Annotated in this window: 21 protein-coding genes; 6 read left to right on the top strand and 15 right to left on the bottom strand. The window is 65.4% G+C overall.

The window, feature by feature from the left end; translation table 11 throughout:
- Positions 1-74 precede the first annotated feature (74 nt).
- Positions 75-815: a GntR family transcriptional regulator gene (locus CTJ15_RS00595; RefSeq protein ID WP_019462059.1), complete on the top strand. Its 741-nt coding sequence runs from the start codon at positions 75-77 to the stop codon at positions 813-815.
- A 359-nt stretch (positions 816-1,174) separates the two neighbouring features.
- On the opposite strand, the gene CTJ15_RS00590 is transcribed toward CTJ15_RS00595, so the two are convergent.
- The 6 genes from CTJ15_RS00590 to CTJ15_RS00565 form a co-directional block, all read right to left on the bottom strand.
- A complete protein-coding gene (locus tag CTJ15_RS00590; protein ID WP_226945876.1) occupies positions 1,175-2,545 on the bottom strand; it encodes an IS5 family transposase in 1,371 nt (456 codons plus the stop codon).
- Between the two features lie 119 nt (positions 2,546-2,664).
- Positions 2,665-3,513, bottom strand: a complete 849-nt coding sequence (locus tag CTJ15_RS00585; protein ID WP_075821235.1) for an intradiol ring-cleavage dioxygenase — start codon at positions 3,511-3,513, stop codon at positions 2,665-2,667.
- Positions 3,514-3,522: 9 nt separating this feature from the next.
- A complete protein-coding gene (locus tag CTJ15_RS00580; RefSeq protein ID WP_075821236.1) occupies positions 3,523-4,599 on the bottom strand; it encodes a maleylacetate reductase in 1,077 nt (358 codons plus the stop codon).
- Positions 4,600-4,602: 3 nt separating this feature from the next.
- Positions 4,603-5,502, bottom strand: coding sequence for an FAD-dependent monooxygenase (locus CTJ15_RS00575; RefSeq protein WP_193009544.1), 900 nt, complete (start codon positions 5,500-5,502; stop codon positions 4,603-4,605).
- Positions 5,503-5,544: 42 nt separating this feature from the next.
- Positions 5,545-6,363: an IS5 family transposase gene (locus CTJ15_RS00570; RefSeq protein ID WP_099780842.1), complete on the bottom strand. Its 819-nt coding sequence runs from the start codon at positions 6,361-6,363 to the stop codon at positions 5,545-5,547.
- A gap of 97 nt (positions 6,364-6,460) precedes the next feature.
- Positions 6,461-7,279 carry an IS5 family transposase gene (locus CTJ15_RS00565; RefSeq protein ID WP_099780839.1) on the bottom strand — a complete coding sequence of 273 codons (819 nt, stop codon included), beginning with the start codon at positions 7,277-7,279 and terminating at the stop codon, positions 6,461-6,463.
- Positions 7,280-7,454: 175 nt separating this feature from the next.
- Here CTJ15_RS00565 and CTJ15_RS00560 point away from each other — a divergent pair, with 175 nt between their 5' ends.
- On the top strand, positions 7,455-7,655 hold the full coding sequence (locus CTJ15_RS00560) for a 2Fe-2S iron-sulfur cluster binding domain-containing protein (protein WP_237719389.1): 201 nt from the start codon (positions 7,455-7,457) through the stop codon (positions 7,653-7,655).
- Between the two features lie 308 nt (positions 7,656-7,963).
- Here CTJ15_RS00560 and CTJ15_RS00555 read toward each other — a convergent pair whose 3' ends face one another.
- Positions 7,964-8,425 carry a hypothetical protein gene (locus tag CTJ15_RS00555; protein WP_369923296.1) on the bottom strand — a complete coding sequence of 154 codons (462 nt, stop codon included), beginning with the start codon at positions 8,423-8,425 and terminating at the stop codon, positions 7,964-7,966.
- 123 nt (positions 8,426-8,548) lie between these two features.
- Here CTJ15_RS00555 and CTJ15_RS00550 point away from each other — a divergent pair, with 123 nt between their 5' ends.
- On the top strand, positions 8,549-9,367 hold the full coding sequence (locus CTJ15_RS00550; protein ID WP_099780839.1) for an IS5 family transposase: 819 nt from the start codon (positions 8,549-8,551) through the stop codon (positions 9,365-9,367).
- Here the strand turns inward: CTJ15_RS00550 and CTJ15_RS00545 are convergent.
- Positions 9,315-10,328, bottom strand: coding sequence for an MFS transporter (locus tag CTJ15_RS00545; RefSeq protein ID WP_226945886.1), 1,014 nt, complete (start codon positions 10,326-10,328; stop codon positions 9,315-9,317). The genes CTJ15_RS00550 and CTJ15_RS00545 overlap by 53 nt on opposite strands.
- A 58-nt stretch (positions 10,329-10,386) precedes the next feature.
- Positions 10,387-11,739, bottom strand: coding sequence for a transposase (locus tag CTJ15_RS00540; RefSeq protein WP_099780841.1), 1,353 nt, complete (start codon positions 11,737-11,739; stop codon positions 10,387-10,389).
- Positions 11,740-11,912: 173 nt separating this feature from the next.
- Here CTJ15_RS00540 and CTJ15_RS00535 point away from each other — a divergent pair, with 173 nt between their 5' ends.
- Both CTJ15_RS00535 and CTJ15_RS00530 read left to right on the top strand, forming a co-directional pair.
- Positions 11,913-12,731, top strand: a complete 819-nt coding sequence (locus CTJ15_RS00535) for an IS5 family transposase (RefSeq protein ID WP_099780840.1) — start codon at positions 11,913-11,915, stop codon at positions 12,729-12,731.
- A gap of 108 nt (positions 12,732-12,839) precedes the next feature.
- Positions 12,840-13,658 (top strand): IS5 family transposase, encoded by an 819-nt coding sequence (locus tag CTJ15_RS00530; protein ID WP_099780839.1) that lies wholly within the window; start codon positions 12,840-12,842, stop codon positions 13,656-13,658.
- A gap of 26 nt (positions 13,659-13,684) precedes the next feature.
- Here the strand turns inward: CTJ15_RS00530 and CTJ15_RS00525 are convergent, their stop codons facing one another.
- A complete protein-coding gene (locus tag CTJ15_RS00525; RefSeq protein ID WP_126281720.1) occupies positions 13,685-14,008 on the bottom strand; it encodes a hypothetical protein in 324 nt (107 codons plus the stop codon).
- A 56-nt stretch (positions 14,009-14,064) separates the two neighbouring features.
- Between CTJ15_RS00525 and CTJ15_RS00520 the strand changes: the two genes are divergently transcribed.
- Positions 14,065-14,565, top strand: a complete 501-nt coding sequence (locus CTJ15_RS00520; RefSeq protein WP_075821247.1) for a MarR family winged helix-turn-helix transcriptional regulator — start codon at positions 14,065-14,067, stop codon at positions 14,563-14,565.
- Between the two features lie 5 nt (positions 14,566-14,570).
- Here CTJ15_RS00520 and CTJ15_RS00515 read toward each other — a convergent pair whose 3' ends face one another.
- The 5 genes from CTJ15_RS00515 to CTJ15_RS00495 all read right to left on the bottom strand — a co-directional run bounded on the left by CTJ15_RS00515 (position 14,571) and on the right by CTJ15_RS00495 (position 22,277).
- Positions 14,571-15,539: a PDR/VanB family oxidoreductase gene (locus CTJ15_RS00515; protein ID WP_099780838.1), complete on the bottom strand. Its 969-nt coding sequence runs from the start codon at positions 15,537-15,539 to the stop codon at positions 14,571-14,573.
- Positions 15,540-15,544: 5 nt separating this feature from the next.
- Positions 15,545-16,576, bottom strand: coding sequence for an aromatic ring-hydroxylating dioxygenase subunit alpha (locus CTJ15_RS00510; protein WP_051004931.1), 1,032 nt, complete (start codon positions 16,574-16,576; stop codon positions 15,545-15,547).
- 796 nt (positions 16,577-17,372) lie between these two features.
- On the bottom strand, positions 17,373-18,794 hold the full coding sequence (fumC, locus tag CTJ15_RS00505) for a class II fumarate hydratase (protein WP_075821250.1): 1,422 nt from the start codon (positions 18,792-18,794) through the stop codon (positions 17,373-17,375).
- A 293-nt stretch (positions 18,795-19,087) separates the two neighbouring features.
- Complete coding sequence (locus CTJ15_RS00500; protein WP_075821251.1) at positions 19,088-20,488, bottom strand: sigma-54 dependent transcriptional regulator; 1,401 nt, start codon at positions 20,486-20,488, stop codon at positions 19,088-19,090.
- Positions 20,463-22,277 carry a PAS domain-containing sensor histidine kinase gene (locus tag CTJ15_RS00495; RefSeq protein ID WP_099780837.1) on the bottom strand — a complete coding sequence of 605 codons (1,815 nt, stop codon included), beginning with the start codon at positions 22,275-22,277 and terminating at the stop codon, positions 20,463-20,465. The genes CTJ15_RS00500 and CTJ15_RS00495 overlap by 26 nt, the downstream gene beginning before the upstream one ends.
- Positions 22,278-22,285 lie beyond the last annotated feature (8 nt).

Raw genomic sequence — 22,285 nt, 5'->3', positions numbered from 1 at the left:
TAAGAGGATATGTGATCAGTGGGGCAAAAATATCCCCTCGCGGTAAGGTCTCCGCATAGGAAAAAGGCGATGTGATGAGAAAAGAAGCGGACGATGGTTCGGATTACCCAAGGCCGCTCTACGACGTGATCCGGGACGCCCTGCGAGCGGATATTGCCGCCGGACGGCTGAGGACCTTCGACCGCCTGCCCTCCGAGGCGGCTCTGCAGTCGCGCTTCTCCGTGTCCCGCATCACCGTGCGACGGGCCGTGGGGGAGTTGGCACGGGAAGGCTTGGCTTTCGTGGTGCCCGGCAAAGGCTGGTTCGTCGCACGCCCTCGTGCGGTGCAGCCTCTCCATAGTTTGCAAGGTTTGTCCGAGGCCATGGCCGCGAAGGGGAGGAGCATCCGTAACCGTGTTCTCCACGTGCGCGAGGAACCCGCGAAGGCCGATAGTGCCGAGTGGCTGCGCTTGCCGGAGGGCGCTCCAGTGACATCCATCCGGCGTCTCCGGCTGCTCGATGGCGAGCCGCTTTCGGTGGAAGACACCTGGCTACCTGTAGAGCTCGGCCGACGGCTGGCTGGAATGGATCTGGAAGGGCGCGACGTCTTCGCGATGCTGGAAGGGGATCTCGGCGTGCGGCTGGGGCGGGCGGATCTCGTCATCGGTGCCATCGCCGCAACCCTCCCTCACACCACGCTGCTGGAAGTGGTGGAAGGGGCTCCACTCCTACGGATCGAGCGGCTGACGCACGATGCGAACGGCACGCCGATTGATGCTGAGCAGCTCTATTATAGGGCCGACGCATTCCAGTATCAGGTCAGCGTGAACCGATAGGGGCCTGGCAGAGGCAGATGAAGGCGCAGACAAGGTGGGATGTCTTGCGCAGCGCCGTGACTGAGCCGACCGGCGGTGTCGAGGCCGCAGCGGCGAGAAAATCTTGCCAGGGCGGATCTTGCAATATGCCTTCATACCGGCTGTGAATATGGCGAAACGGCGTAGCGCAGCTGATGGGCACGGGCTTTGCTTCACACCCACCAGAAGCGCAGGAAAAACGCTCCATTCCAACAGGCCCTGGAATACCAGAACACGGGTCCGACGAACCTCACGAACGGATCAACGCATCGGGAACTGTTCAATCCCAGCTACATATTTTTCTCCGAGAACGAATACTTAGTCGGCCTTGAACAACGTCTTCAGGCTGTCGCCCCTGCGAGCAGGGTGCGGCCTGTCGGGACGCTGGCTTGGCTGATCGGGGTGAGGATTGCCTGTCGGAGGGCGGCGAGGAGAGCGGCCAAAAGGGCCCTGAGGTGGGCGAGGATCTTGCGGATGTTGTGGCCGCAGCCGCAGAGGACGGCGTAGAGAGCATCGCCGAGCGTGCCCTTGAGGGCGCAGCGGGCGAGGCGGCCATCGGTCTTCATGTGGCCGATCTCGGGCTCGATGGCGCTGCGGCGGCGGAGCAGCCGGCGCAGGCGGGGCGTGAGGCCGCGGCTGGTGCCGCTGACGAGCACCCTGGTTGCCGTGACGCCATGGCCGCGGTAGCCGCGATCGACCACGGCGAGGCTGGGACGCTGGCCGGTGAGGGTCTCGACCTGCTGGAGGGCGTCGGCGAGGGTGTGGCCGTCGTAGGGATTGCCGGGCTGGCTGCGCATGCCGACGACGAAGCCACCGGCGAGGGTGGTGGCGATGCTGACCTTCGTGCCGAACTCGTAGCGCACCCGCGCCTTGCCCTTGGCGATGCAGTCCACCTCGGGCTCGTGCAGGGCGTAGAGCTTGCGGGACGACTTCGGTGTCTGGAGCAGCAGGCGGGTGACGAGGGCGATGCGCTGCTCGATGCGCGCCCGCAGTGGCCCGTCAGGGACGGCGCCGAGCTTGCGTTCAACATCGCGCAGGATGCGGCCGGTGTAGCCCTTGAGCGTGCGCAACGCCTTGCGCATGCGGCGGAACTGCCGGGCGTGGGCGTAGCGCCCCACCTGGCCGGCCAGGCGCGGCGCCAGGCGATTGTAGTTCTGGCGCAGGGCGATCCCGGCCTTGTGCGCCAGCGTCACCAGCGAGTGGCGGGCCCGCTCATAGAGGCGGCTGTCGGTCGGATGGGCGATGGCCTTCTCCATCACTGTGGTGTCCACTGCGATCTCGGCCAAGCTGTTCGACGTCACAGCTCCCGAAGCCTGAGCCGCCTCGATCGTCCTGGTCAGCAACCACTCGACACCTTCCTCACCGATGCGACCGCGCCAGCGGCTGAGAGAGGAGGGATGGATGGGCGCACGGTGCTGGAAGAAGGTCTCACCCGTGAAGTGCTGGAAGTACGGGTTCTCCACCCAGCGCGCGAGCACCGCCTCGTCGGAGAGGCCATGGGCGTGCTGGAGGTACATCAGCCCGGCGACCAGACGCGGATGCGTGGCCGGCCGTCCCTCAGCGGCGGGGAAGAAGCCGGCCCATTCCCGCTCGAACCAGGACCAGTCGATCAGCGCCGCCAGCCGCACCAGTTCGTGCCGCCCATCGATCATGTCGACCAGCCGCGGCCGCAGCAGATCGGCCTGTTCCGGCGGGCGCGGGCGGTGCTTCATGCCCACAAGATTCGCAGGGTTTGTCGTCGAAAACAATCGAACCCTGCAAATCCAGGTCGCCGAGCCCGGAAAATCTCACAGCTAGATCAGTGCCTTACGAGTTATTCAAGGCCGACTACTTAAGAACGATGATCTTCCGGCACCATCACGAAGTCGAATGGTGACCGCCAGGCGATATCACCCTGGATGGGTTCAAACGACGCTATCAGCGTTTTCTTAACCCCAAACACAGCGTCGGATTCCAGGTAAGGATCGCCGTCAACAAAGATATGGGTCACAATCTTTCGGAACCCTGGCGCTGTCACCATGTAGTGCATATGGGCAGGACGATAGGGATGACGTCCTAGATGACTGAGCATCTTGCCGACAGGCCCATCATCGGGGATTGGATAGCTGACTGGCTTTATGCCAACAAAGCTGTATTTCCCGTCGGAACCGGTGACGAACCTGCCACGATTGTTCCATTTCGGTTGAATGCCGGGTTGTTGCACATCATAGAAGCCTTCCGCGTTGTCCGACCAGACATCCACGGTCGCGCCGTCGATAGGTTCGCCATTCAGATCAATGACACGGCCTTCGTAGAGGCAGCTTTCGCCTTTGCCGTCCAGTGAGATCGAAGCGCCCATCTGGCGAACCGGCGCACCATCGACATGAAATGGGCCAAACACGGTGTTCTCAGTCGCGCCAAGCGGGCGGCGGTTGTTGATCGCATCGACCAGCATCGACAAGCCTAATGTATCCGACAACAGGATGAATTCCTGCCTCTCCTCAGAGCAGATCTGACCGGTTCGGGTCAGGAATGCGATGCCGGCTTCCCATTCTTCCTGCGTGAGGTGCACTTCCTTTGCAAAGGCGTGCAGATGCCTGACCAGCGCGGTGAAGATCTCGGCCAGGCGCGGGTCAACGTCAGGACCCATGCGGCCATTGACCGCATCGGCTGATCCTTCCTCGTTGAAATAAGGGATCATCGGAAAACCTCAGGAGCTGAAGGGACGGCGGCCCAGCCAGGCATCTTGCAGAAGCTGGCGAACACCATTGCGTTCGATCCGGCGCGGGTTCGAGTAGGGCGTAAGCACGGCCAGATCCGCCACATTGTCCAGATCGGCCTCGGTCACGCCGAGCGACCTCAGCGCCAGCGGAGCGCCCATGCGCTGAGCGAAGTCATAAAGGCCACCGGCTGCACTGCCGCTGTCCAGAAGCCGGGCGACCGGTTGCAGCACCTCAGCGGCGGCCACCTCGTTGTACGCGATGGCATGAGGCAGGACTATGGCATGGGTCTCGGCATGAGGCAGGTTCAGCGTGCCGCCCAGTGTGTGACATAGTTTATGATGCAGGGCCATGCCGACCTGGGCCAGCACCGTTCCACATAGCCAGGCGCCGAACAGCGTGTCTTCGCGGGCGGCCAGATTGTCTGGCGCCGTGACCACCCCAGGCAGACCGGAGACAAAGGCACGGATGCCTTCGACCGCCAAGGCACTGGAGAGCCGGTTGGCGTCATGGGCATAGAGCCCTTCGACGGCGTGGGCCATTGCATTCAGCCCGCTGGTAACAGTCATAGACACAGGCAACGTGGCGACCAGTTCCGGGTCATAGATGATGACCTCGGGCTGGACTTTCTCCGACCTCAACGTGGTTTTCACACCGTTCTCGGTCTGACCCAGCACCGGTGTCGCCTCGGATCCGGCATAGGTGCTGGGCAATACGATTTGTGGCAGGTCTGTCCGCAGCGCGATGGCCTTGCCCAGCCCGATGGTCGAGCCGCCGCCAACAGCGACGACGCAATCCGCCTCACTTGCCGCGACCTGCTTGAGGGCGGCCTCCGTGACATCGACTGGCGTGTGCATCGTCGCGTTGGTGAACAGGCCCACGGCGCGCCGGCCCAGTGTCTGGACAATGTCCTCTCCTTCGCGGACCTGCTGAGGGGTGGTCAGCACGAATGCACGCGACAAGGATAGAGCATCCAGTTCCCGATCCAGGGACCGGCGCGCACCGCGGCCAAAATGGACGCGCACCGGGGCGCCTCCCTGCGCGAAACCCGCATGAAAGACCGGCATGACCTAAACAGCCCGCCTCTGGAATCCGGCAGTTGCCCGGTAACTGGCGGCGACCCGCTCAAGCTCTTCCGCGGCGATCAGATCCTCGATCCGGTCATCGGGGCCTTTGACGATGGCATCGGCGATGTCCAGAACCTGCTCGGGACCGCCCTTGCGGTTCATCAGCACGACATTCGTGGCCACTGGCCTGCGCTCGGCCTCATAGGCCTGGAGCCCGCCCGGACCTGGATCGGCCGCCAGGCTATCGGCCAGGACGCGGCCGTCGATGATTGCCTGACTGGCACCATTGGCGCCGATCGGATACATTGGATGAGCGGCATCACCCAGCAACGTAACCCGGCCATCGGTCCAGAACGGCAGCGGGTCACGGTCGATCATCGGGAATTCCGTCACCGAAGGCGCGCCCCGCATGATCGCCACCAGATCCATGTCGTTCATGCTGAAGCCCTTGAACGGCGTGATGTAATCCAGCGTGGCGCCCCGGGACCAGTCGGCATCCTGGATATGGCGCGGCCGGTCCACCCGGACCTCAGCAACCCAGTTGGTCAGCGCCTTGCCTTGCTTGCGGGCCTTTTCACTGATCGGATAGGTCACGAACTTCACATCGTGATTGCCGGCAATCACCATCGTGCGGCCGTCGCCGATCATGTCCATCTCGGTTGCGCCGCGGAACATCATCGTGCCCTCATAGCACACGGGCCCTTCGTTCGGATGCATCTGCGCCCGCACCTTCGAGCGCAGGCCTTCGGCATCGATCAGGAGATCGGCTTCCTGATCGGAACCATCCTCGAACAACACCGTCACCTTGTCGGGGTCCTGGCGATAGCCTTTGACGGGTTTACCCGCCTTGACCGCGTCGGAACCCAGACGTTCGCGCACCGCGTCAAACAGAAGAAACTGCAATTCGCCGCGATGAATCGAATACTGGGGCGCTGAGACCCCGTTTCATAACGGCTGAGCCAGACGCCGGACGAGGATCATGGCGGCGGCGAGGGTGAAGAAGGCGACGGCGGAACCGACGGTGGCCTCGGGATCGCGAGCGAGGCGTCGGCAGCGGCCGAACCAAGCGAAGGACCTCTCCACCACCCAGCGCCTGGGTTGCACGGCGAAGCCTTTCTGGCCGGGTGCGCTGCCGATGATGGTAACGGCGACGGGGGAGGCTCGGGCGACCCGCGGACCGGCGTAGGCGCGGTCGGCGAAGCAGCGGGCCAGGAACGGCCAAGGGCGGCGCGACATGGCCAGGAGGGCCGCACCCCCTCGGCTGTCATGCAGGCAGGCGGGCGAGATGGCGGCGAGCAGGAGCCTACCGTCCGTGTCCACCAGGGCGTGGCGCTTGCGGCCCGTCACCTTCTTCCCGGCATCGTAGCCGCGGACACCTTTCACGCCGACACCGCCCGAGCGGACGGATTGGGCGTCCAACACCGCCGCTGTCGGTGAGGCCTCTCGGCCGACCCGCTCGCGGTCGGCCATGATGAGGGCGTGCGCCAGTCGCTCGAAGGTGCCCCGGCGCGAGAGGCGCAGGAACCAACGGTGCACGGTCCCGGGCGGCGGGAAGTCGCGGGGCAGATGCGCCCAGGCGCAGCCGGTACGGAGCACGTAGAGGATCGCATCAACCACCCGCCGCATCGGCCAGGACCGGGGTCGTCCGGTCTTTGCAGGGCTTGGCAAGAAGGGCTCGACCAGGGCCCACTCGGCATCGGTTAGGCACGTTGCATAAGGCTGGGAGCCGCGCGCAAGCTGCGCGCGGGCGGCAGGGGTCCACATGGGCCACCTCGAAGGACGTCAGACACCCTCCGAACGCGCAGAACTCCCGCCGCTCACCCCGCCTCAGCCGTTATGAAACGGGTTCTGAGACCCCGTTTCATAACGGCTGAGCCAGACGCCGGACGAGGATCATGGCGGCGGCGAGGGTGAAGAAGGCGACGGCGGAACCGACGGTGGCCTCGTGATCGCGAGCGAGGCGTCGGCAGCGGCCGAACCAAGCGAAGGACCTCTCCACCACCCAGCGCCTGGGTTGCACGGCGAAGCCTTTCTGGCCGGGTGCGCTGCCGATGATGGTAACGGCGACGGGGGAGGCTCGGGCGACCCGCGGACCGGCGTAGGCGCGGTCGGCGAAGCAGCGGGCCAGGAACGGCCAAGGGCGGCGCGACATGGCCAGGAGGGCCGCACCCCCTCGGCTGTCATGCAGGCAGGCGGGCGAGATGGCGGCGAGCAGGAGCCTACCGTCCGTGTCCACCAGGGCGTGGCGCTTGCGGCCCGTCACCTTCTTCCCGGCATCGTAGCCGCGGACACCTTTCACGCCGACACCGCCCGAGCGGACGGATTGGGCGTCCAACACCGCCGCTGTCGGTGAGGCCTCTCGGCCGACCCGCTCGCGGTCGGCCATGATGAGGGCGTGCGCCAGTCGCTCGAAGGTGCCCCGGCGCGAGAGGCGCAGGAACCAACGGTGCACGGTCCCGGGCGGCGGGAAGTCGCGGGGCAGATGCGCCCAGGCGCAGCCGGTACGGAGCACGTAGAGGATCGCATCGACCACCCGCCGCATCGGCCAGGACCGGGGTCGTCCGGTCTTTGCAGGGCTTGGCAAGAAGGGCTCGACCAGGGCCCACTCGGCATCGGTTAGGCACGTTGCATAAGGCTGGGAGCCGCGCGCAAGCTGCGCGCGGGCGGCAGGGGTCCACATGGGCCACCTCGAAGGACGTCAGACACCCTCCGAACGCGCAGAACTCCCGCCGCTCACCCCGCCTCAGCCGTTATGAAACGGGTTCTTAGTCGATGAGACTGTCTCCAAAGGCGCGTTTGAAGTCGAGGCCCGGCGTACAGGAAGGACTGTCAGCGTCGCGGCAGACGAGACAATCGTGGCCGCACTGGCTCGCGATGGTATTAACGTCGACGTTTCCTGCGAACAAGGAGTCTGCGGTACTTGCCTGACAGTGGTGCTGGATGGAACGCCGGACCACCAAGACATGTATCTGACCGACGCCGAGAAAGCCCGGAACGACAGGATGTGCTTGTGCGTTTCACGTGCACGATCAGCACGGCTCGTGCTTGATCTCTGAAGGCCGCTACACTCTGTACCACGAATGTGAAAGGGGTGGATGAGCTTGTCTGATGTGATGAGCGGTTCGCTATCACCTTCCTTGTCGTTGCATCATTTTTTCGGAGTTTAGAGCCTGCGACAAACCCGGTGCGGTTGTTCATCCCGCTCCCGATCTCCACACTGGCTAGACGGTATGGAAGGCACTGGCTCCATTCCTCCAGACCTAGGGCAACCCGCGCACGCATGTTGCCCCAAGGCGCCAAGCTTTCATGGTGGCACCACCAACTTGACGGTCAGCTGCCATCCTGTGTGGCCAGTGGCGACTGTTCAAAGGTCTCCGAAAGCGGCCTCCGGTGCAGTGGTTACCTTCGCCACATGGACGGGGCTTGCGGCAATACGGCTGATGACGACGGCTGCAAGTAGCATCGGCAGCGCCATAGCGGCCTCCGGTGCAGTGGTTACCTTCGCCACATGGACGGGGCTTGCGGCAATACGGCTGATGACGACGGCTGCAAGTAGCATCGGCAGCGCCATAACCGCGAAATAGGTGAGGGGGGACCATCCGCCCGCGATAAGCATGCCTGCCAGGAACGGGCCAACCGTCGCGCCTAGCCGTCCACACCCGAGCGCCAGTCCGGCCCCTGTTGCACGTACCGTAGGCGGATAAACCGTCGGTACCAGGGCATAAAGTCCGACGATCACGCCATTCATGAAGAAGCCGATCGCGAATGCTCCCGAGAGAAGCGCGATCGTCGACCTCGGCAGCATACCGAAGACCACGACGCTCACGAAGCACAGGGTCATGTAGGCAATGGTGAGCCGGCTAAGAACCCGTTTCATAACGGCTGAGGCGGGGTGAGCGGCGGGAGTTCTGCGCGTTCGGAGGGTGTCTGACGTCCTTCGAGGTGGCCCATGTGGACCCCTGCCGCCCGCGCGCAGCTTGCGCGCGGCTCCCAGCCTTATGCAACGTGCCTAACCGATGCCGAGTGGGCCCTGGTCGAGCCCTTCTTGCCAAGCCCTGCAAAGACCGGACGACCCCGGTCCTGGCCGATGCGGCGGGTGGTCGATGCGATCCTCTACGTGCTCCGTACCGGCTGCGCCTGGGCGCATCTGCCCCGCGACTTCCCGCCGCCCGGGACCGTGCACCGTTGGTTCCTGCGCCTCTCGCGCCGGGGCACCTTCGAGCGACTGGCGCACGCCCTCATCATGGCCGACCGCGAGCGGGTCGGCCGAGAGGCCTCACCGACAGCGGCGGTGTTGGACGCCCAATCCGTCCGCTCGGGCGGTGTCGGCGTGAAAGGTGTCCGCGGCTACGATGCCGGGAAGAAGGTGACGGGCCGCAAGCGCCACGCCCTGGTGGACACGGACGGTAGGCTCCTGCTCGCCGCCATCTCGCCCGCCTGCCTGCATGACAGCCGAGGGGGTGCGGCCCTCCTGGCCATGTCGCGCCGCCCTTGGCCGTTCCTGGCCCGCTGCTTCGCCGACCGCGCCTACGCCGGTCCGCGGGTCGCCCGAGCCTCCCCCGTCGCCGTTACCATCATCGGCAGCGCACCCGGCCAGAAAGGCTTCGCCGTGCAACCCAGGCGCTGGGTGGTGGAGAGGTCCTTCGCTTGGTTCGGCCGCTGCCGACGCCTCGCTCGCGATCACGAGGCCACCGTCGGTTCCGCCGTCGCCTTCTTCACCCTCGCCGCCGCCATGATCCTCGTCCGGCGTCTGGCTCAGCCGTTATGAAACGGGGTCTAAGGCCGAACCGGTTCGTACACCAGCCAAGCAGGACCCCCCCGATCACCCCTGCAATATTCATCAGGACGGCGCCGGAAATGCCACCCTCCATGGACATGCCGAGGTCGACGAGGATCTTGGGCGTCCAGTTGAGAAGAAAGTAGAAGGTCATCATCGCCAGGAAGAAGCTGCTGCAGACAAGGAGTGTCGTGCGCCTCATGGTACCGGAAAGGATCGTCCCGAATTCGGTCCTATGGCGTTCGTGCACGGCCACTGGCGGCAGGCTGTCGAGCACAGGCAACTGCAACCGGGACAAGGCATTATTGATCTTACCCAGTGCATCGACCGGACGGCGTGCCAGCAAGAAATCGATGGACTCTGGAAGAGCCAGTGCAACCAGCACTGCGGTCACGGCCGAAAGTATGCCGCCGGCCAGGAATACCGAATGCCACCCGAAATTGGAGATGAGGAAGACCGCGACAATCCCGCCGATGGTCGCTCCTGCGGCATAACCCATCGTCATCAGACCGATGCAGAGATCTCGACGCTTTTGAGAAGCATACTCCGCGATCAGCGTGTTGATGCTGGGGAGTATTCCGCCAATACCCAGCCCTGTCACAAATCGCAGGATGAGAAGTTGGGTTGTGCTCTGCACTGCCGCCGACAGCAGCATTCCGAGCGTCATAAGGGCGAGGCAGATCAATATGCTCACCCGGCGCCCGTACCGGTCCGCGAGTGGCGAGAGCAGAACGGAGCCGGTTGCCATGCCTGCCAGACCCGCGCTGAAGAGGATCCCGAGCTCGGTCGGCTGAAGCCCCCATTCCTTCGCAATGGCCGGGGCCGTGAAAGCCATGGCGAGAACGTCAAATCCGTCGAGAAGATTGATGAAGATGCAGATTCCCACCACCATCGTCTGGAACGGCGTCATATTGCGTTCCCGGACGTGCCGACCTATGTCGTCAGCATTCATGTTATCCTCCTGCTTTGTTAATTGGTGTGCTGTAGATAACTTAGCTCGACTTTGGCCATCACGCGGCGTGGCAGATGGCGTAAGCCCAGGCGTGCTGGAGCGCTCGCCGAGGTTTTGTGCTGTGACCGCTGTGCCGGGATGTGAGGAAACCTTGCTCACGCCAGATGTGCCGCCGCACGGCGGCGAGGGTGTCACTGAAGGTCGGACGGTCCTTGCGGTACCAGGCGCTGCTCATTGCGGCTCTGCGTTCTGAGGTTCTGAGCTGGGCGGCCAGGAGGGTGACGAGGGAGAACAGCCCGAGCAGGCATGGCGTGGTGCGGGCGATGGCGAGGTCCGACCACTGTCGCTGAGTCTCGACCCCAAGATGCACCCTGGTCTCCTGGAAGGTCACCTCCAGTTGCCAGCGCTGGATGAACCAGAACAGGATCTGCTCCGGCGTTCGATCAGGCTCGGTGCACAGCAGGGCCTGCGGCTCGAACCGGCGATGAGGATCGCGGACCAGCACCCAGCGGATCGGCACGATGGGCATCCCGCCATGACGCCACACGGCAGTGGCCGAGCAGATCTCGACGTGACGCTCGCCCCCACCGTACCAGCGGGGGACCACCATGCGCTGCCAGCATGTATCGGTGCGGACCAGCACCTCCGCCAGGTTGGGCCGGCGCGCCCCTTTGGTACGGGGCCGACCATTGGTGCCAGGCAGCCGGGGTGGCGCCGGGTCATAGAGCGCGGCATCGAGCCGCAGGCGCGTGACCCCGGTGATCCTGTGCCGGGTCAGCGCAGCCAGCAGTTCCAGGGCTGCAAAGCCGCTGTCGCCGACCAGCACGATGTCCCGCCCAGGAAGCCAGCGGCGTGTCTGCAGGATCATTTGGCGGGCCCAGTCGGTGAGCTTCTTGTGCCGCTGTCCCTGGTCGCGACAAAACCGTTCCGAGGGCGCCAGCGCGGACAGGAACGGCAGCGCCCAAACCCGACCGGCCCAGGGAACAGGTGCCAAGAGCATCAGGCTGATCCAACGCAGGCCAGAAGCCTTTACGAAGTGGCCGTGGCTGGAGCGTACCGGGTCGCGGTAGATGCCCATGGCCGCAATCCGCTTGCCACGGCGCCGCTCAATCGTGTCGTCAATGCCCAGAATGACCGGCCCATCCGGCGCGAAGGCTGTGATCAGGTGCGCCAGCAGAAGACGCGATGCTGCCCGGGGGCTCCAGACCGCCCGGTTGAGCACCCGATGATAGTTCACGAAGCGCCGCTCCTGCGCGAGCCCGCTGATCTGCAACAGGCTGGTCACCGTACGTTTGCCGGGTGCCAGGATAGCCCCGATCAGCAGCACCTCCGCGTGTTGCCAGCTGCGCTGGAAAAACAGCGGCGCAAAGCTCAGGATCACCGCGGCGAAGCGGGATGGCAGGTGAAGCATGGCGGCGTCTCTTGGCGGGGACACGCCAGCCTAGCCAGTCACCCGCCTCGCCGCCTACGCCTGCCTCAGATGGCCAAAGTCGAGCTTAGACCCCGTTTCAAAACGGCTGAGGCGGGGTGAGCGGCGGGGGTTCTGCGCGTTCGGAGGGTGTCTGACGTCCTTCGAGGTGGCCCATGTGGACCCCTGCCGCCCGCGCGCAGCTTGCGCGCGGCTCCCAGCCTTATGCAACGTGCCTGACCGATGCCGAGTGGGCCCTGGTCGAGCCCTTCTTGCCAAGCCCTGCAAGGACCGGACGACCCCGGTCCTGGCCGATGCGGCGGGTCGTCGATGCGATCCTCTACGTGCTCCGTACCGGTTGCGCCTGGGCGCATCTGCCCCGCGACTTCCCGCCGCCCGGGACCGTGCACCGTTGGTTCCTGCGCCTCTCGCGCCGGGGCACCTTCGAGCGACTGGCGCACGCCCTCATCATGGCCGACCGCGAGCGGGTCGGCCGAGAGGCCTCACCGACAGCGGCGGTGTTGGACGCCCAATCCGTCCGCTCGGGCGGTGTCGGCGTGAAAGGTGTCCGCGGCTACGATGCCGGGAAGAAGGTGACGGGCCGCAAGCGCCACGCCCTGGTGGACACGGACGGTAGGCTCCTGCTCGCCGCCATCTCGCCCGCCTGCCTGCATGACAGCCGCGGCGGTGCGGCCCTCCTGGCCATGTCGCGCCGCCCTTGGCCGTTCCTGGCCCGCTGCTTCGCCGACCGCGCCTACGCCGGTCCGCGTGTCGCCCGAGCCTCCCCCGTCGCCGTTACCATCATCGGCAGCGCACCCGGCCAGAAAGGCTTCGCCGTGCAACCCAGGCGCTGGGTGGTGGAGAGGTCCTTCGCTTGGTTCGGCCGCTGCCGACGCCTCGCTCGCGATCACGAGGCCACCGTCGGTTCCGCCGTCGCCTTCTTCACCCTCGCCGCCGCCATGATCCTCCTCCGGCGTCTGGCTCAGCCGTTATGAAACGGGGTCTCACAACTCACTTAGAACCCGTTTCATAACGGCTGAGGCGGGGTGAGCGGCGGGAGTTCTGCGCGTTCGGAGGGTGTCTGACGTCCTTCGAGGTGGCCCATGTGGACCCCTGCCGCCCGCGCGCAGCTTGCGCGCGGCTCCCAGCCTTATGCAACGTGCCTAACCGATGCCGAGTGGGCCCTGGTCGAGCCCTTCTTGCCAAGCCCTGCAAAGACCGGACGACCCCGGTCCTGGCCGATGCGGCGGGTGGTCGATGCGATCCTCTACGTGCTCCGTACCGGCTGCGCCTGGGCGCATCTGCCCCGCGACTTCCCGCCGCCCGGGACCGTGCACCGTTGGTTCCTGCGCCTCTCGCGCCGGGGCACCTTCGAGCGACTGGCGCACGCCCTCATCATGGCCGACCGCGAGCGGGTCGGCCGAGAGGCCTCACCGACAGCGGCGGTGTTGGACGCCCAATCCGTCCGCTCGGGCGGTGTCGGCGTGAAAGGTGTCCGCGGCTACGATGCCGGGAAGAAGGTGACGGGCCGCAAGCGCCACGCCCTGGTGGACACGGACGGTAGGCTCCTGCTCGCCGCCATCTCGCCCGCCTGCCTGCATGACAGCCGAGGGGGTGCGGCCCTCCTGGCCATGTCGCGCCGCCCTTGGCCGTTCCTGGCCCGCTGCTTCGCCGACCGCGCCTACGCCGGTCCGCGGGTCGCCCGAGCCTCCCCCGTCGCCGTTACCATCATCGGCAGCGCACCCGGCCAGAAAGGCTTCGCCGTGCAACCCAGGCGCTGGGTGGTGGAGAGGTCCTTCGCTTGGTTCGGCCGCTGCCGACGCCTCGCTCGCGATCACGAGGCCACCGTCGGTTCCGCCGTCGCCTTCTTCACCCTCGCCGCCGCCATGATCCTCGTCCGGCGTCTGGCTCAGCCGTTATGAAACGGGGTCTTAGTGCCGGTTGGTCTCTACTCGTCGAATACTTCCTCAACGACACTGTCGCGCACCGTGACCACGGCGCTGACCTGCTGGACCAAGGCGGGATGTCCGGCGACAAACTGGCGATAGGAATTTGTCCCTCGCACCAGGGCGATGTCGGCCGTCTCCGTGGTTGATTCGCCGCCGTTGGATAAGATCTCGTCCGTCACCAAGCGAACGAAGGCCCGCCAGTCCTGTGCCGCATCGTCCAAGTCGAGTGGCTGTCCGTCCTGTCCGAGGACACCGACACAAACATCTCCACGGCGCCGGATCGTCTGCAGCGTCACGGCCAGGGCAAAGAGGTCGGTAGTCATCAGCCTCGTCATACGCTTTTATTCCCTTCCCCTAAGGTAGGAAGGATCTGGCTCGTATGGCGCACGGCTCGAAGAACGGACCGGTGCTGGACCTTGAGAACTATCTCCCGTTCTTCATCACAGGTCTCTCCAACTCCCTGGCCACAGGGGCGTCGCGTACCTACCGCGAGCATTTCGGGATCGGTGTTGCCGAATGGCGGCTGATGACCATGCTGGCTCAGGGCGATGGCCTGACACTTCAGATCGTCGCCGATGCCACGGGGGTCGACAAGTCGGCTATCAGCCGGGCGGAGAATGTCCTGTTCCAGGCTGGATACACGCGCTCGGAGCCTGACGAGACGGACCCGAGGCGCAAGTTGATCTGGCTGACGCCCGCGGGCCGGGCGCTTCATGACCGTGTCTTGAAAGTTGCGTTGGCGCGAGAAGCGCTGCTCATGAAGGGGGTAAACGCGGAGGAGCGTCGTCTGCTTCTGCAGCTCCTGCGCCGCCTCATGACAAACGTTCCGGCTGTCAATGCCTATGAGCCGGAAGCTCCAGCGCCCCATAAGCGGCCCTGAGCGCCTCATAGATCGAGCACCAGCACTGGCGTCCGTGCCCGCGAGCAACAGGGCGTGAACTGGTCATTCGCCGAACGCTCGCTGTCGGTGAGCACCTGGTCCCGGTGGTCCGGCTCTCCATCCAGCACCCTGGTCAGGCATGTGCCACAGACACCCTGCTCGCAGGAGACATTCACTTCGATGCCGTGTTCTGCCAACACGCTCACGACCGAGCGTTCTGGTGGCACCAGGAACCTGGCGCCGGTACTGGCGACCTGCACCTCGAAGGCCGTATCCGCACCGGTTTGCGTGGCAGCAGGCGCCGCGAAGTACTCGCGGTGCAGGTGTTCCGGCGGCCAGCCCAAGCCTTTCGCGGTGTCCAGCACGGCGCTCATGAAGCCCGTCGGGCCGCACACGTAAAGCTGGGTATCGGGCGCATGTCCGGAAAGCAGCCCTGCAAGGTCCAGGCGCGGCTGATTCGGTTCGTCATCGCAGTAGACATGGGAGAAACCAGCCAGCGGTCCCCCATCGATGCTTCGCAGGAAGGCCATACGGCCGCGGGAGCGGCCAGCGTAGTGCAGTTCGAATGACTTCCCGGTCCGGGCCAGACGCTCCGCCATGCAGAGGATCGGTGTGATGCCAATGCCGCCTGCAAAGAGCATGCTGTGCCCATCCGAAGCAGAAAGAGGAAAGAGGTTGCGGGGCGCACCCACCTCCACCAAGTCTCCTTCCTCGAAGCGTTCCGTCAGGCCGCGGCTTCCTCCAGCAGAATCCGGCGTGCGGAGGACCGCGATGCGATAGAGGCGACGGTCGTCCGGCGAATTGCACAGCGAGTACTGCCGCACGATCCCTTCCGCGACCTTCACATCGATATGGGATCCAGCGTCGAAGGACGGAAGAGCCTCACCGTCACGCGACGCCAGATCGAAGGAGAATATGTCTTCGGCTTCGCGTTGCTTGCGCAGAATGCGAAGCGTAAGCCAGGGCTGGAGCATGGATGCTATTCCGCCGCAACCTGCGTACGTTCGGCTTCCATCAGCCGCGCGAGAATCCGGCGTGCATGGTTGCCACCCGCGTCGCTGACGATATCGACCTTCGGCCGCAGAGGGTCTTCGCTGAGTCGGATCTGCTGCTGTTCAAGAACAGCCCGGTCCTCGACGAAGGTATCGTAGGTCTGCCGGAAGACAGTCTCGGGAACGCCGTTCGCGACTGCATCGGTCGCAATGGACCAGAAGTAATGCGTCGTGCTTTCCGTCTCCGGCGTGATCCCGTGGAATCCCGACATCGAGAAGCCCTGGTCGCGACGACCTTCATAAGCGCCGGTGCCGGCATCGCACCCGCCGGTGTTGATGCGAATCAGGACCGGCTCAAACTCGATCTCCTGCCAGCGGTCGATCAGACCAGTGAACCCTTTCGCTGCCACATAGGTCGGTGGCGGCGCGGAGTTTGGCATCCGGCGTTCGACCCGGACCGTTCGCTCGGTACGCGTGGTGGTCATCTGCGCGCGGAAGTGGATCGCCGGATTTCCGCCGATCGTCTTGGGATGCACATAAGAGAGGTGCGACAGGTCGAGCAGGTTTTCGATCAGGAGCTGCCAGTTGCCTTGCAGGTGGAAGTAGGATGGCGTCCACGCCCACCTTGGATTGTCATGCACCTCATACGCCGGGATCTGGGCTTCGTCGGCCTGTTCCTGGTCGCCCATCCAGATCCAAAGCACATGATTTCGTGCCACCAGCTTATAGCTTCGCACACGCGCGGAGCTCGGGACCTTGTCCTGCGCGGGAACCTTGGTGCAGGCACCGTTCGTTGCGAATTCAAGCCCATGGTAGAAGCACCGGAGAGCCTCACCCTCGACGACGCCGCTGCTGAGCGGCATGGCGCGGTGACAGCAGCGATCCTCAAGAGCACCAATCTCGCCCGCCATGGTTCGGAACAGCACCACGGGCAAGTTCAGGAAGCGTCGGGCTACAACACTGCCCGGCTGAAGGTCCGCTTCCCAGCCAGCCACATACCAATTGTTCATCAGAAACATGCTGAACCTCCCCAGTCCGCCGCCTAATGAGCTCGGCTCCGTTGTCAATCCGGACCGTTGCAATCACATCGATGCATCCACATTAGTGATTCCTGGTCGCACTTCAAGCCGAATTTGTGCTCCCGTTACACACCTCCCCGGCACACCCTTCGATAGCAGGCCTGAGTTGGGGCCATGCGGCCACTGCCAAGTGCTTTGGCTTCAGGAGGCGGCGAGCAGGGCTGGCATATCGTGGCGCACGCTATGGTCCTCAGCGCGACTTTCTGTTGCGGCGCAACAAGACGCGGACCTTCGCAGCAGCTGCCTTGCCGTCTCCGGTGCGCATCACCGGGGCAGGGCTGGCGCGCGTCTCTCGGGGCAGGGAGGACTATGGCTGTGCGACGAGGGGTTCCGGCGTGCCCTGCGGAAAGCCATCGAGCAGCACTGATGCCCGACGTTCCGCGGCCTCCGGCTCGGGCTGGATCCGGGAAAGTCCCAGGGCCAGCCCGGCATCAGCAAGCGGCGCTGGAGACGGCGTCCGCTCTGCCGGGAACAGCATGCCTGATGCGGCCGCACCCACAAGCGGCATTGACCCCCGCATAACCTCGCTTCGGATGCCGGGGCCGGAAGAAACCCTCCCACAACCAGGACGACCTCGCCCGTGCCAGGCCCGAAAAAGCGGAAGAACATGCTGGACCTGAGGACACTACCAAGGCGCATCCCACCGCTGAAGCCGTCAAGGAGGTTTGGCGACCGGGACATAGGCTGGCCTGACCTCCGATCCAACCAGGGGCGGAAGCAGGCCAGAAGCCGAAGCCTATGGCTTTGGCCCGGTCATGTCCTCCGCGCGCACCCATTGGTCAAACTGCTCGTCCGTGACATGGCCAAGTTTCAAAGCCGCTGCGCGCAGGGTCGTGTTCTCGCGGTATGCAGTCATCGCGATCTTGGCCGACTTCTCGTAGCCGATATGTGGGTTGAGTGCGGTGACAAGCATGAGTGAACTGTCCAGGTGCTCGCGGATGCGCTCCTCGTTCGGCTCGATGCCGCGAGCGCAGTGCTCGTCGAACGCGCGGCAGGCATCGGCGATCAGTTCGGCCGATTCCAGCACGTTGTGCACCATGACAGGCTTGTAGACGTTAAGCTGGAAGTTGCCCTGGCTGCCCGCGAACGCAACGGCTGCGTCATTGCCGTAGACCTGCACGGCGACCATTGTCATCGCCTCGCTTTGCGTCGGGTTGACCTTGCCCGGCATGATGGAGGAACCCGGCTCATTCTCCGGGATCCGCAGCTCGGCGAACCCTGCGCGGGGACCACAGGCATACCAGCGTACGTCGTTGGCGATCTTCATCAGAGCGCCGGCCAGCGTGCGCAGGGCCGCACTGGTGTTCACGAGGTCGTCGTGGGCCGACAGGGCGGCGAACTTGTTCGGTGCGGAGATGAAGGGGTGGCCCGTCTCGTTCGCGATGAACCGGGCTGCGGTCTCGCCGAAGCGAGGGTCGGCATTCAGCCCGGTGCCCACCGCGGTCCCGCCGATCGCCAGGCGGAGAAGGCCCTTCAGCGCATGCTCCAGCGTCGCAACGGCGTCGTCCAGCTGCGCCACCCAGCCGCCGATCACTTGGCCCAGCGTCACCGGGGTGGCGTCCTGCAGATGGGTGCGGCCCACCATGACGATCCCTTCGTATCGCCGCGCCTTGGCGTCCAGCGTGTCACGCAGTTGCTGCACAGCCGGAATCGTGGTGCCCGTCAGCACTTCCACTGCCGCGATGTGCATGGCCGTCGGGAAGGTGTCGTTCGAGGACTGGCTGTGATTCACATCGTCGTTCGGATGCACCGGCTTCTTCGATCCGACCTGCCCACCGGCGATCTGGATCGCGCGGTTCGCGATCACCTCGTTGGCGTTCATGTTGGTCTGGGTGCCGGAGCCTGTCTGAAACACGACCAGGGGGAACTCGGCGTCCCAGCGGCCGGCGATGACCTCGTCCGCCGCGCGCACGATCAGATCGGCCTTGTCGCGCGGGATCTGGCCGAGTTCGGCATTGGCCTGGGCCGCGGCCTTCTTCAGGATACCCAGGGCGCGGATCACCGGGCGGCCGAAGCGGAAGCGGTCAACGCCGATGGGAAAGTTCACGCGCGACCGCTGCGTCTGGGCGCCCCAGAGGTGATCGGCCGGAACTTGAACCTCTCCCATGGAGTCCGTTTCGGTTCGGAAAGCTGGCTCCGTACTGTTCTCGTGTGTCATCTATCCTCCACTCCGGACGAGACTGGCTGAGACGGCCCGCTTCACGTTCACGGGAAAGTGCAAACGAATGTCATTATCATATAAAGGCCGATGCTTGGGAAGCTACGAGCCGATCATAATAACGGCTGACTCGATCTTTGCTCACGCCCGATGTCATGAAGATTCCGATGCCCGCCAAGCCTTTTCCTGAAAGAGACTTGTCAATCTCCGAAGCCAGGACGGCCGGGTCGGCCATGTCCCCGGCCTCTGGCCTCGAAGCACCGGTCGTCCCGTCTGGCGGCCTCACCGTCCCGCTAAGCGCCCGGCTCCGTCCGATCGTCCCGAAGATGACGGTCGATCCGGATCTCCAGCTTCTTCATGCGATGCCAGAAGCTGCGCTCGCTGATGCCCAGGCGTTCGGCCGCGCGTGCCTGCACGCCCCCTGATTGCCGCAGCGCCTCCAGCATCATCTCCCGTTCCAGCCGCGTCAGTTCGGCGTCGAGATCCCCCGGCAGCCGCGCCGCGGACGCGGACGGTACACGGGTCTCGAAGAGATAGCGCGGCAGATCCGGCAGGTCGATGATCTCCGCTCGCGCCACGATCACCGCCCGTTCCACGCAGTTCTGCAACTCCCGCACATTGCCCGGCCAGTCATAGCTCTCCATGGCCGCCAGCGCCGCCGGGCTGAAGCCGGAAATGCGCTTGCCCATCGAGGCGGCGTGCTGCTGCAGGAAACGCTGCGCGAGCAGCGGCACGTCGCCGGTCCTCTGGTTCAGGGGTGGCACATTGATCGGGAAGACATTCAGGCGGTAGAACAGGTCCTCGCGGAACCGGCCGTCTTCCACCGCACGCCGCAGGTCGCGATGCGTCGCGGCGACGATGCGCACATCCACCTTGATGGTCCGCGTACTGCCGACCGGCTCGAAGCACTGCTCCTGGATAGCACGCAGCAGCTTCGCCTGGATGGCGAGGGGCATGTCGCCAATCTCGTCCAGGAACAGCGTGCCCTGATGCGCCATGGTGAAGCGGCCGTCGCGACTGGCAATGGCGCCGGTGAAGGCGCCCTTCACATGGCCGAACAACTCGCTTTCCAGCAACGCCTCGGGGATTGCGGCACAGTTCACCGCGACGAAGCCCCGCTTGCGCCGGTCGCTGTTGTAGTGGACGGCACGGGCGAAGAGCTCCTTGCCCGTGCCGCTTGGCCCTTGCAGCAGCACCGTGGCGCGGCTTTCGCAGACCTCGGCGACCTGCTGCAGCGCCTGCTGGAAAACCGGGCTCCGGCCGACCATGTTGGAGAAGTCGTGGCGCCCTTCCAGCTCCTGCCTCAGGCGCTGGTTTTCGCTTTCCACCTGCTGCACATGCAGGGCGCGCTGGATGGTGGTCACCACCTCGTCGAGGTCGAAGGGCTTGGCGACATAGTCGAAGGCGCCTTCCTTCACCAGCTCCACCGCGTCGCGCACACTGGCATAGGCTGTCATGATCACGACCGGCAGGCCGGGGTGCTCGGCCCGCAGCCGCCGCAGCAGCTCCTGCCCTGAAAGCCCCGGCATCCGCAGATCCGTCAGCACGAGATCCACGCGCTGCGCGGCCACATGCCCGAGGGCCGCATCGGCGGAGCAGGCGAAAGCTGCCTCGAAGCCGCGCCCTTCGAGGCCGACAGCCAGCACCTCCGCCAGCCTCGCCTCGTCGTCAACGATCAGGATGGAGGAGGCCATCACCTTTCTCCTCGGCGAGGGGGAAATGGAAGACGAAGCGGGCCCCGCCGCCGATCCGGTTATCGGCCTCGATGCGGCCGCCATGCCTCTCCACCACGGCGCGCACGCGGGCGAGGCCCAGGCCGGTGCCATGCAGCTTGCTGGTCACGAAGGGATCGAAGAGCCGGTCCACGATCTCCGGGGCGATGCCCTTGCCCGTGTCCTCCACGCTCGCCAGCACGACTGCCGCCTCCCGCGACACCCGGATGGTGATCTCTCCCCCGTCCGGCATCGCCTCCATGGCATTGATCAGCACGTTCAGGAACGCCTGATGCAGCAGTTCGGCATCGCCGGCGATCCTGACCGGAAGGGAGGGCTTCAGGATCGCGCAGGTGATGCCCCGGCGGCTCAGCTCCGCCTCGGCGAAATCGGCCACGCCAGCGATCACGTCGTCCGCCAGGTCCAGTACCTGCAGGCGAAGGGCACGCGGGCGCGCATAGTCGATCAGGTCCTGCACGAGATGATCGATGCGCTTCACCTCGTCCAGCACGAAGTCCAGCAGCCGCTCGGTCCCGGGCGAAAGCCCGTCGCGGCCCCGGATGACCTGGCTGGAGGTCTTGATGATGCCCAGCGGGTTGCGGATCTCGTGCGCGATGGTGGTGGCGGCCTCGCCAAGCGTGGCGAGCGTCTCCCGCCGCCGCATTTCCGCCTCCATGCTGCGCAGCCGCTCCAGCTGCTCCGTCATGGCGTTGAAGCCGCCCGTCAGTTCCGCCAGCTCGCCGTCTCCGCTTTCCCGGACACGGGTCGCATAGTTGCCGCTCGCCACCTGCCGCAGGCCGGCGGTGAGGTCCCTGACCGGCCGGGAGATCCGCGCGGACACGACGAGCGCCACCACGAAGGAGAGCAGCCCGGAGCAGAGCGACAGGACGACGAAGAGCTGGAGCAGGCCCAGATTCGACAGGACCGGCGTGTTGCTGGCGAGGCGCGCGGCGATGATCCCCACGAGCGCACCCTGGCGGTCGCGCAGCGCGGCAAAGCCGCTGGCCAGCCTGTCGTCTGGCAGGGCCATGGCGGAAACGCTCTGCTCGCCGGCCTCCAGGCGGGCGAGGGCCTCGAGTGGTACGGAGAAGCCGGGGAGGCCCTCCCGCTTCGAGAAGCTGAGCGCCGGCGTGCCCCGGGCGCCGAAATAGCTGACCTGCAGCGAGGAGATCGTCTGCGCGGCCGCGATGAGCCGGTCGTTCACCTTGTCCGCCACGAAGGCGATATAGGGGCGCCCGTCGAAGAGGAAGCGGTGGGAGGAGCCGAGCAGCAGCACCGGCGTGCCCCCCGCCATGGTCATGTAGAACCCGGCCCCGTCCTGCCGGGGAAGCCAGGCGGTGTCGCCGGACAGCCCCTGGCTCAGCACCACATGGCCGTCCGGGTCGTACAGGGCGACCAGGTCGTAGCCCGTGGAAACCAGGAGATCCGCGGAAAATCCGGCGAGGCCGCCCTCCAGCGTCTGCGCATGGGTCAGGCTGTTGGCGAAGATGGCGGTGGCCAGCCGCGCCTCCTCTTCTGCCTCCAGCAACTGCCTCACGATGAGCCGCGCGGTGTCGTTCAGCCAGCGCTCGCGGCTGCGCTCGAAACGCGAGGAGATCATTTCCGCCGCGACATAGCTCGCCAGCAGCACGGGGATGACGCTCACCAGCATGAAGGCGAAGGTCAGTTGCCAGCGCAGCCTGACCTTCGGGAAGACCGCGCCCCGAAGCCGGTCCCATGGGCGCGGCCGGAGGCCCTGCCCGTGGTTCCCCGGCTTCCAGGCAGGCGGCATCGCGTCGG

It is taken from the genome of Roseomonas sp. FDAARGOS_362 (genome assembly GCF_002754815.1).
In the GTDB taxonomy this organism is placed as follows: domain Bacteria; phylum Pseudomonadota; class Alphaproteobacteria; order Acetobacterales; family Acetobacteraceae; genus Roseomonas; species Roseomonas mucosa.
Note: the sequence above shows the minus strand (reverse complement) of the source record. Positions and strands in the feature narration are given on the sequence as shown.

Bases quoted from the DNA above. Each gene is read 5' to 3' on its own strand.
- CTJ15_RS00595 (WP_019462059.1), top strand. From the start codon at position 75: ATGAGAAAAGAAGCGGACGATGGTTCGGATTACCCAAGGCCGCTCTAC.
- CTJ15_RS00590 (WP_226945876.1), bottom strand. From the start codon at position 2,545: ATGAAGCACCGCCCGCGCCCGCCGGAACAGGCCGATCTGCTGCGGCCG.
- CTJ15_RS00585 (WP_075821235.1), bottom strand. From the start codon at position 3,513: ATGATCCCTTATTTCAACGAGGAAGGATCAGCCGATGCGGTCAATGGC.
- CTJ15_RS00580 (WP_075821236.1), bottom strand. From the start codon at position 4,599: ATGCCGGTCTTTCATGCGGGTTTCGCGCAGGGAGGCGCCCCGGTGCGC.
- CTJ15_RS00570 (WP_099780842.1), bottom strand. From the start codon at position 6,363: ATGTGGACCCCTGCCGCCCGCGCGCAGCTTGCGCGCGGCTCCCAGCCT.
- CTJ15_RS00565 (WP_099780839.1), bottom strand. From the start codon at position 7,279: ATGTGGACCCCTGCCGCCCGCGCGCAGCTTGCGCGCGGCTCCCAGCCT.
- CTJ15_RS00550 (WP_099780839.1), top strand. From the start codon at position 8,549: ATGTGGACCCCTGCCGCCCGCGCGCAGCTTGCGCGCGGCTCCCAGCCT.
- CTJ15_RS00545 (WP_226945886.1), bottom strand. From the start codon at position 10,328: ATGAATGCTGACGACATAGGTCGGCACGTCCGGGAACGCAATATGACG.
- CTJ15_RS00540 (WP_099780841.1), bottom strand. From the start codon at position 11,739: ATGCTTCACCTGCCATCCCGCTTCGCCGCGGTGATCCTGAGCTTTGCG.
- CTJ15_RS00535 (WP_099780840.1), top strand. From the start codon at position 11,913: ATGTGGACCCCTGCCGCCCGCGCGCAGCTTGCGCGCGGCTCCCAGCCT.
- CTJ15_RS00530 (WP_099780839.1), top strand. From the start codon at position 12,840: ATGTGGACCCCTGCCGCCCGCGCGCAGCTTGCGCGCGGCTCCCAGCCT.
- CTJ15_RS00525 (WP_126281720.1), bottom strand. From the start codon at position 14,008: ATGACTACCGACCTCTTTGCCCTGGCCGTGACGCTGCAGACGATCCGG.
- CTJ15_RS00520 (WP_075821247.1), top strand. From the start codon at position 14,065: ATGGCGCACGGCTCGAAGAACGGACCGGTGCTGGACCTTGAGAACTAT.
- CTJ15_RS00515 (WP_099780838.1), bottom strand. From the start codon at position 15,539: ATGCTCCAGCCCTGGCTTACGCTTCGCATTCTGCGCAAGCAACGCGAA.
- CTJ15_RS00510 (WP_051004931.1), bottom strand. From the start codon at position 16,576: ATGTTTCTGATGAACAATTGGTATGTGGCTGGCTGGGAAGCGGACCTT.
- fumC (WP_075821250.1), bottom strand. From the start codon at position 18,794: ATGACACACGAGAACAGTACGGAGCCAGCTTTCCGAACCGAAACGGAC.
- CTJ15_RS00500 (WP_075821251.1), bottom strand. From the start codon at position 20,488: ATGGCCTCCTCCATCCTGATCGTTGACGACGAGGCGAGGCTGGCGGAG.
- CTJ15_RS00495 (WP_099780837.1), bottom strand. From the start codon at position 22,277: ATGCCGCCTGCCTGGAAGCCGGGGAACCACGGGCAGGGCCTCCGGCCG.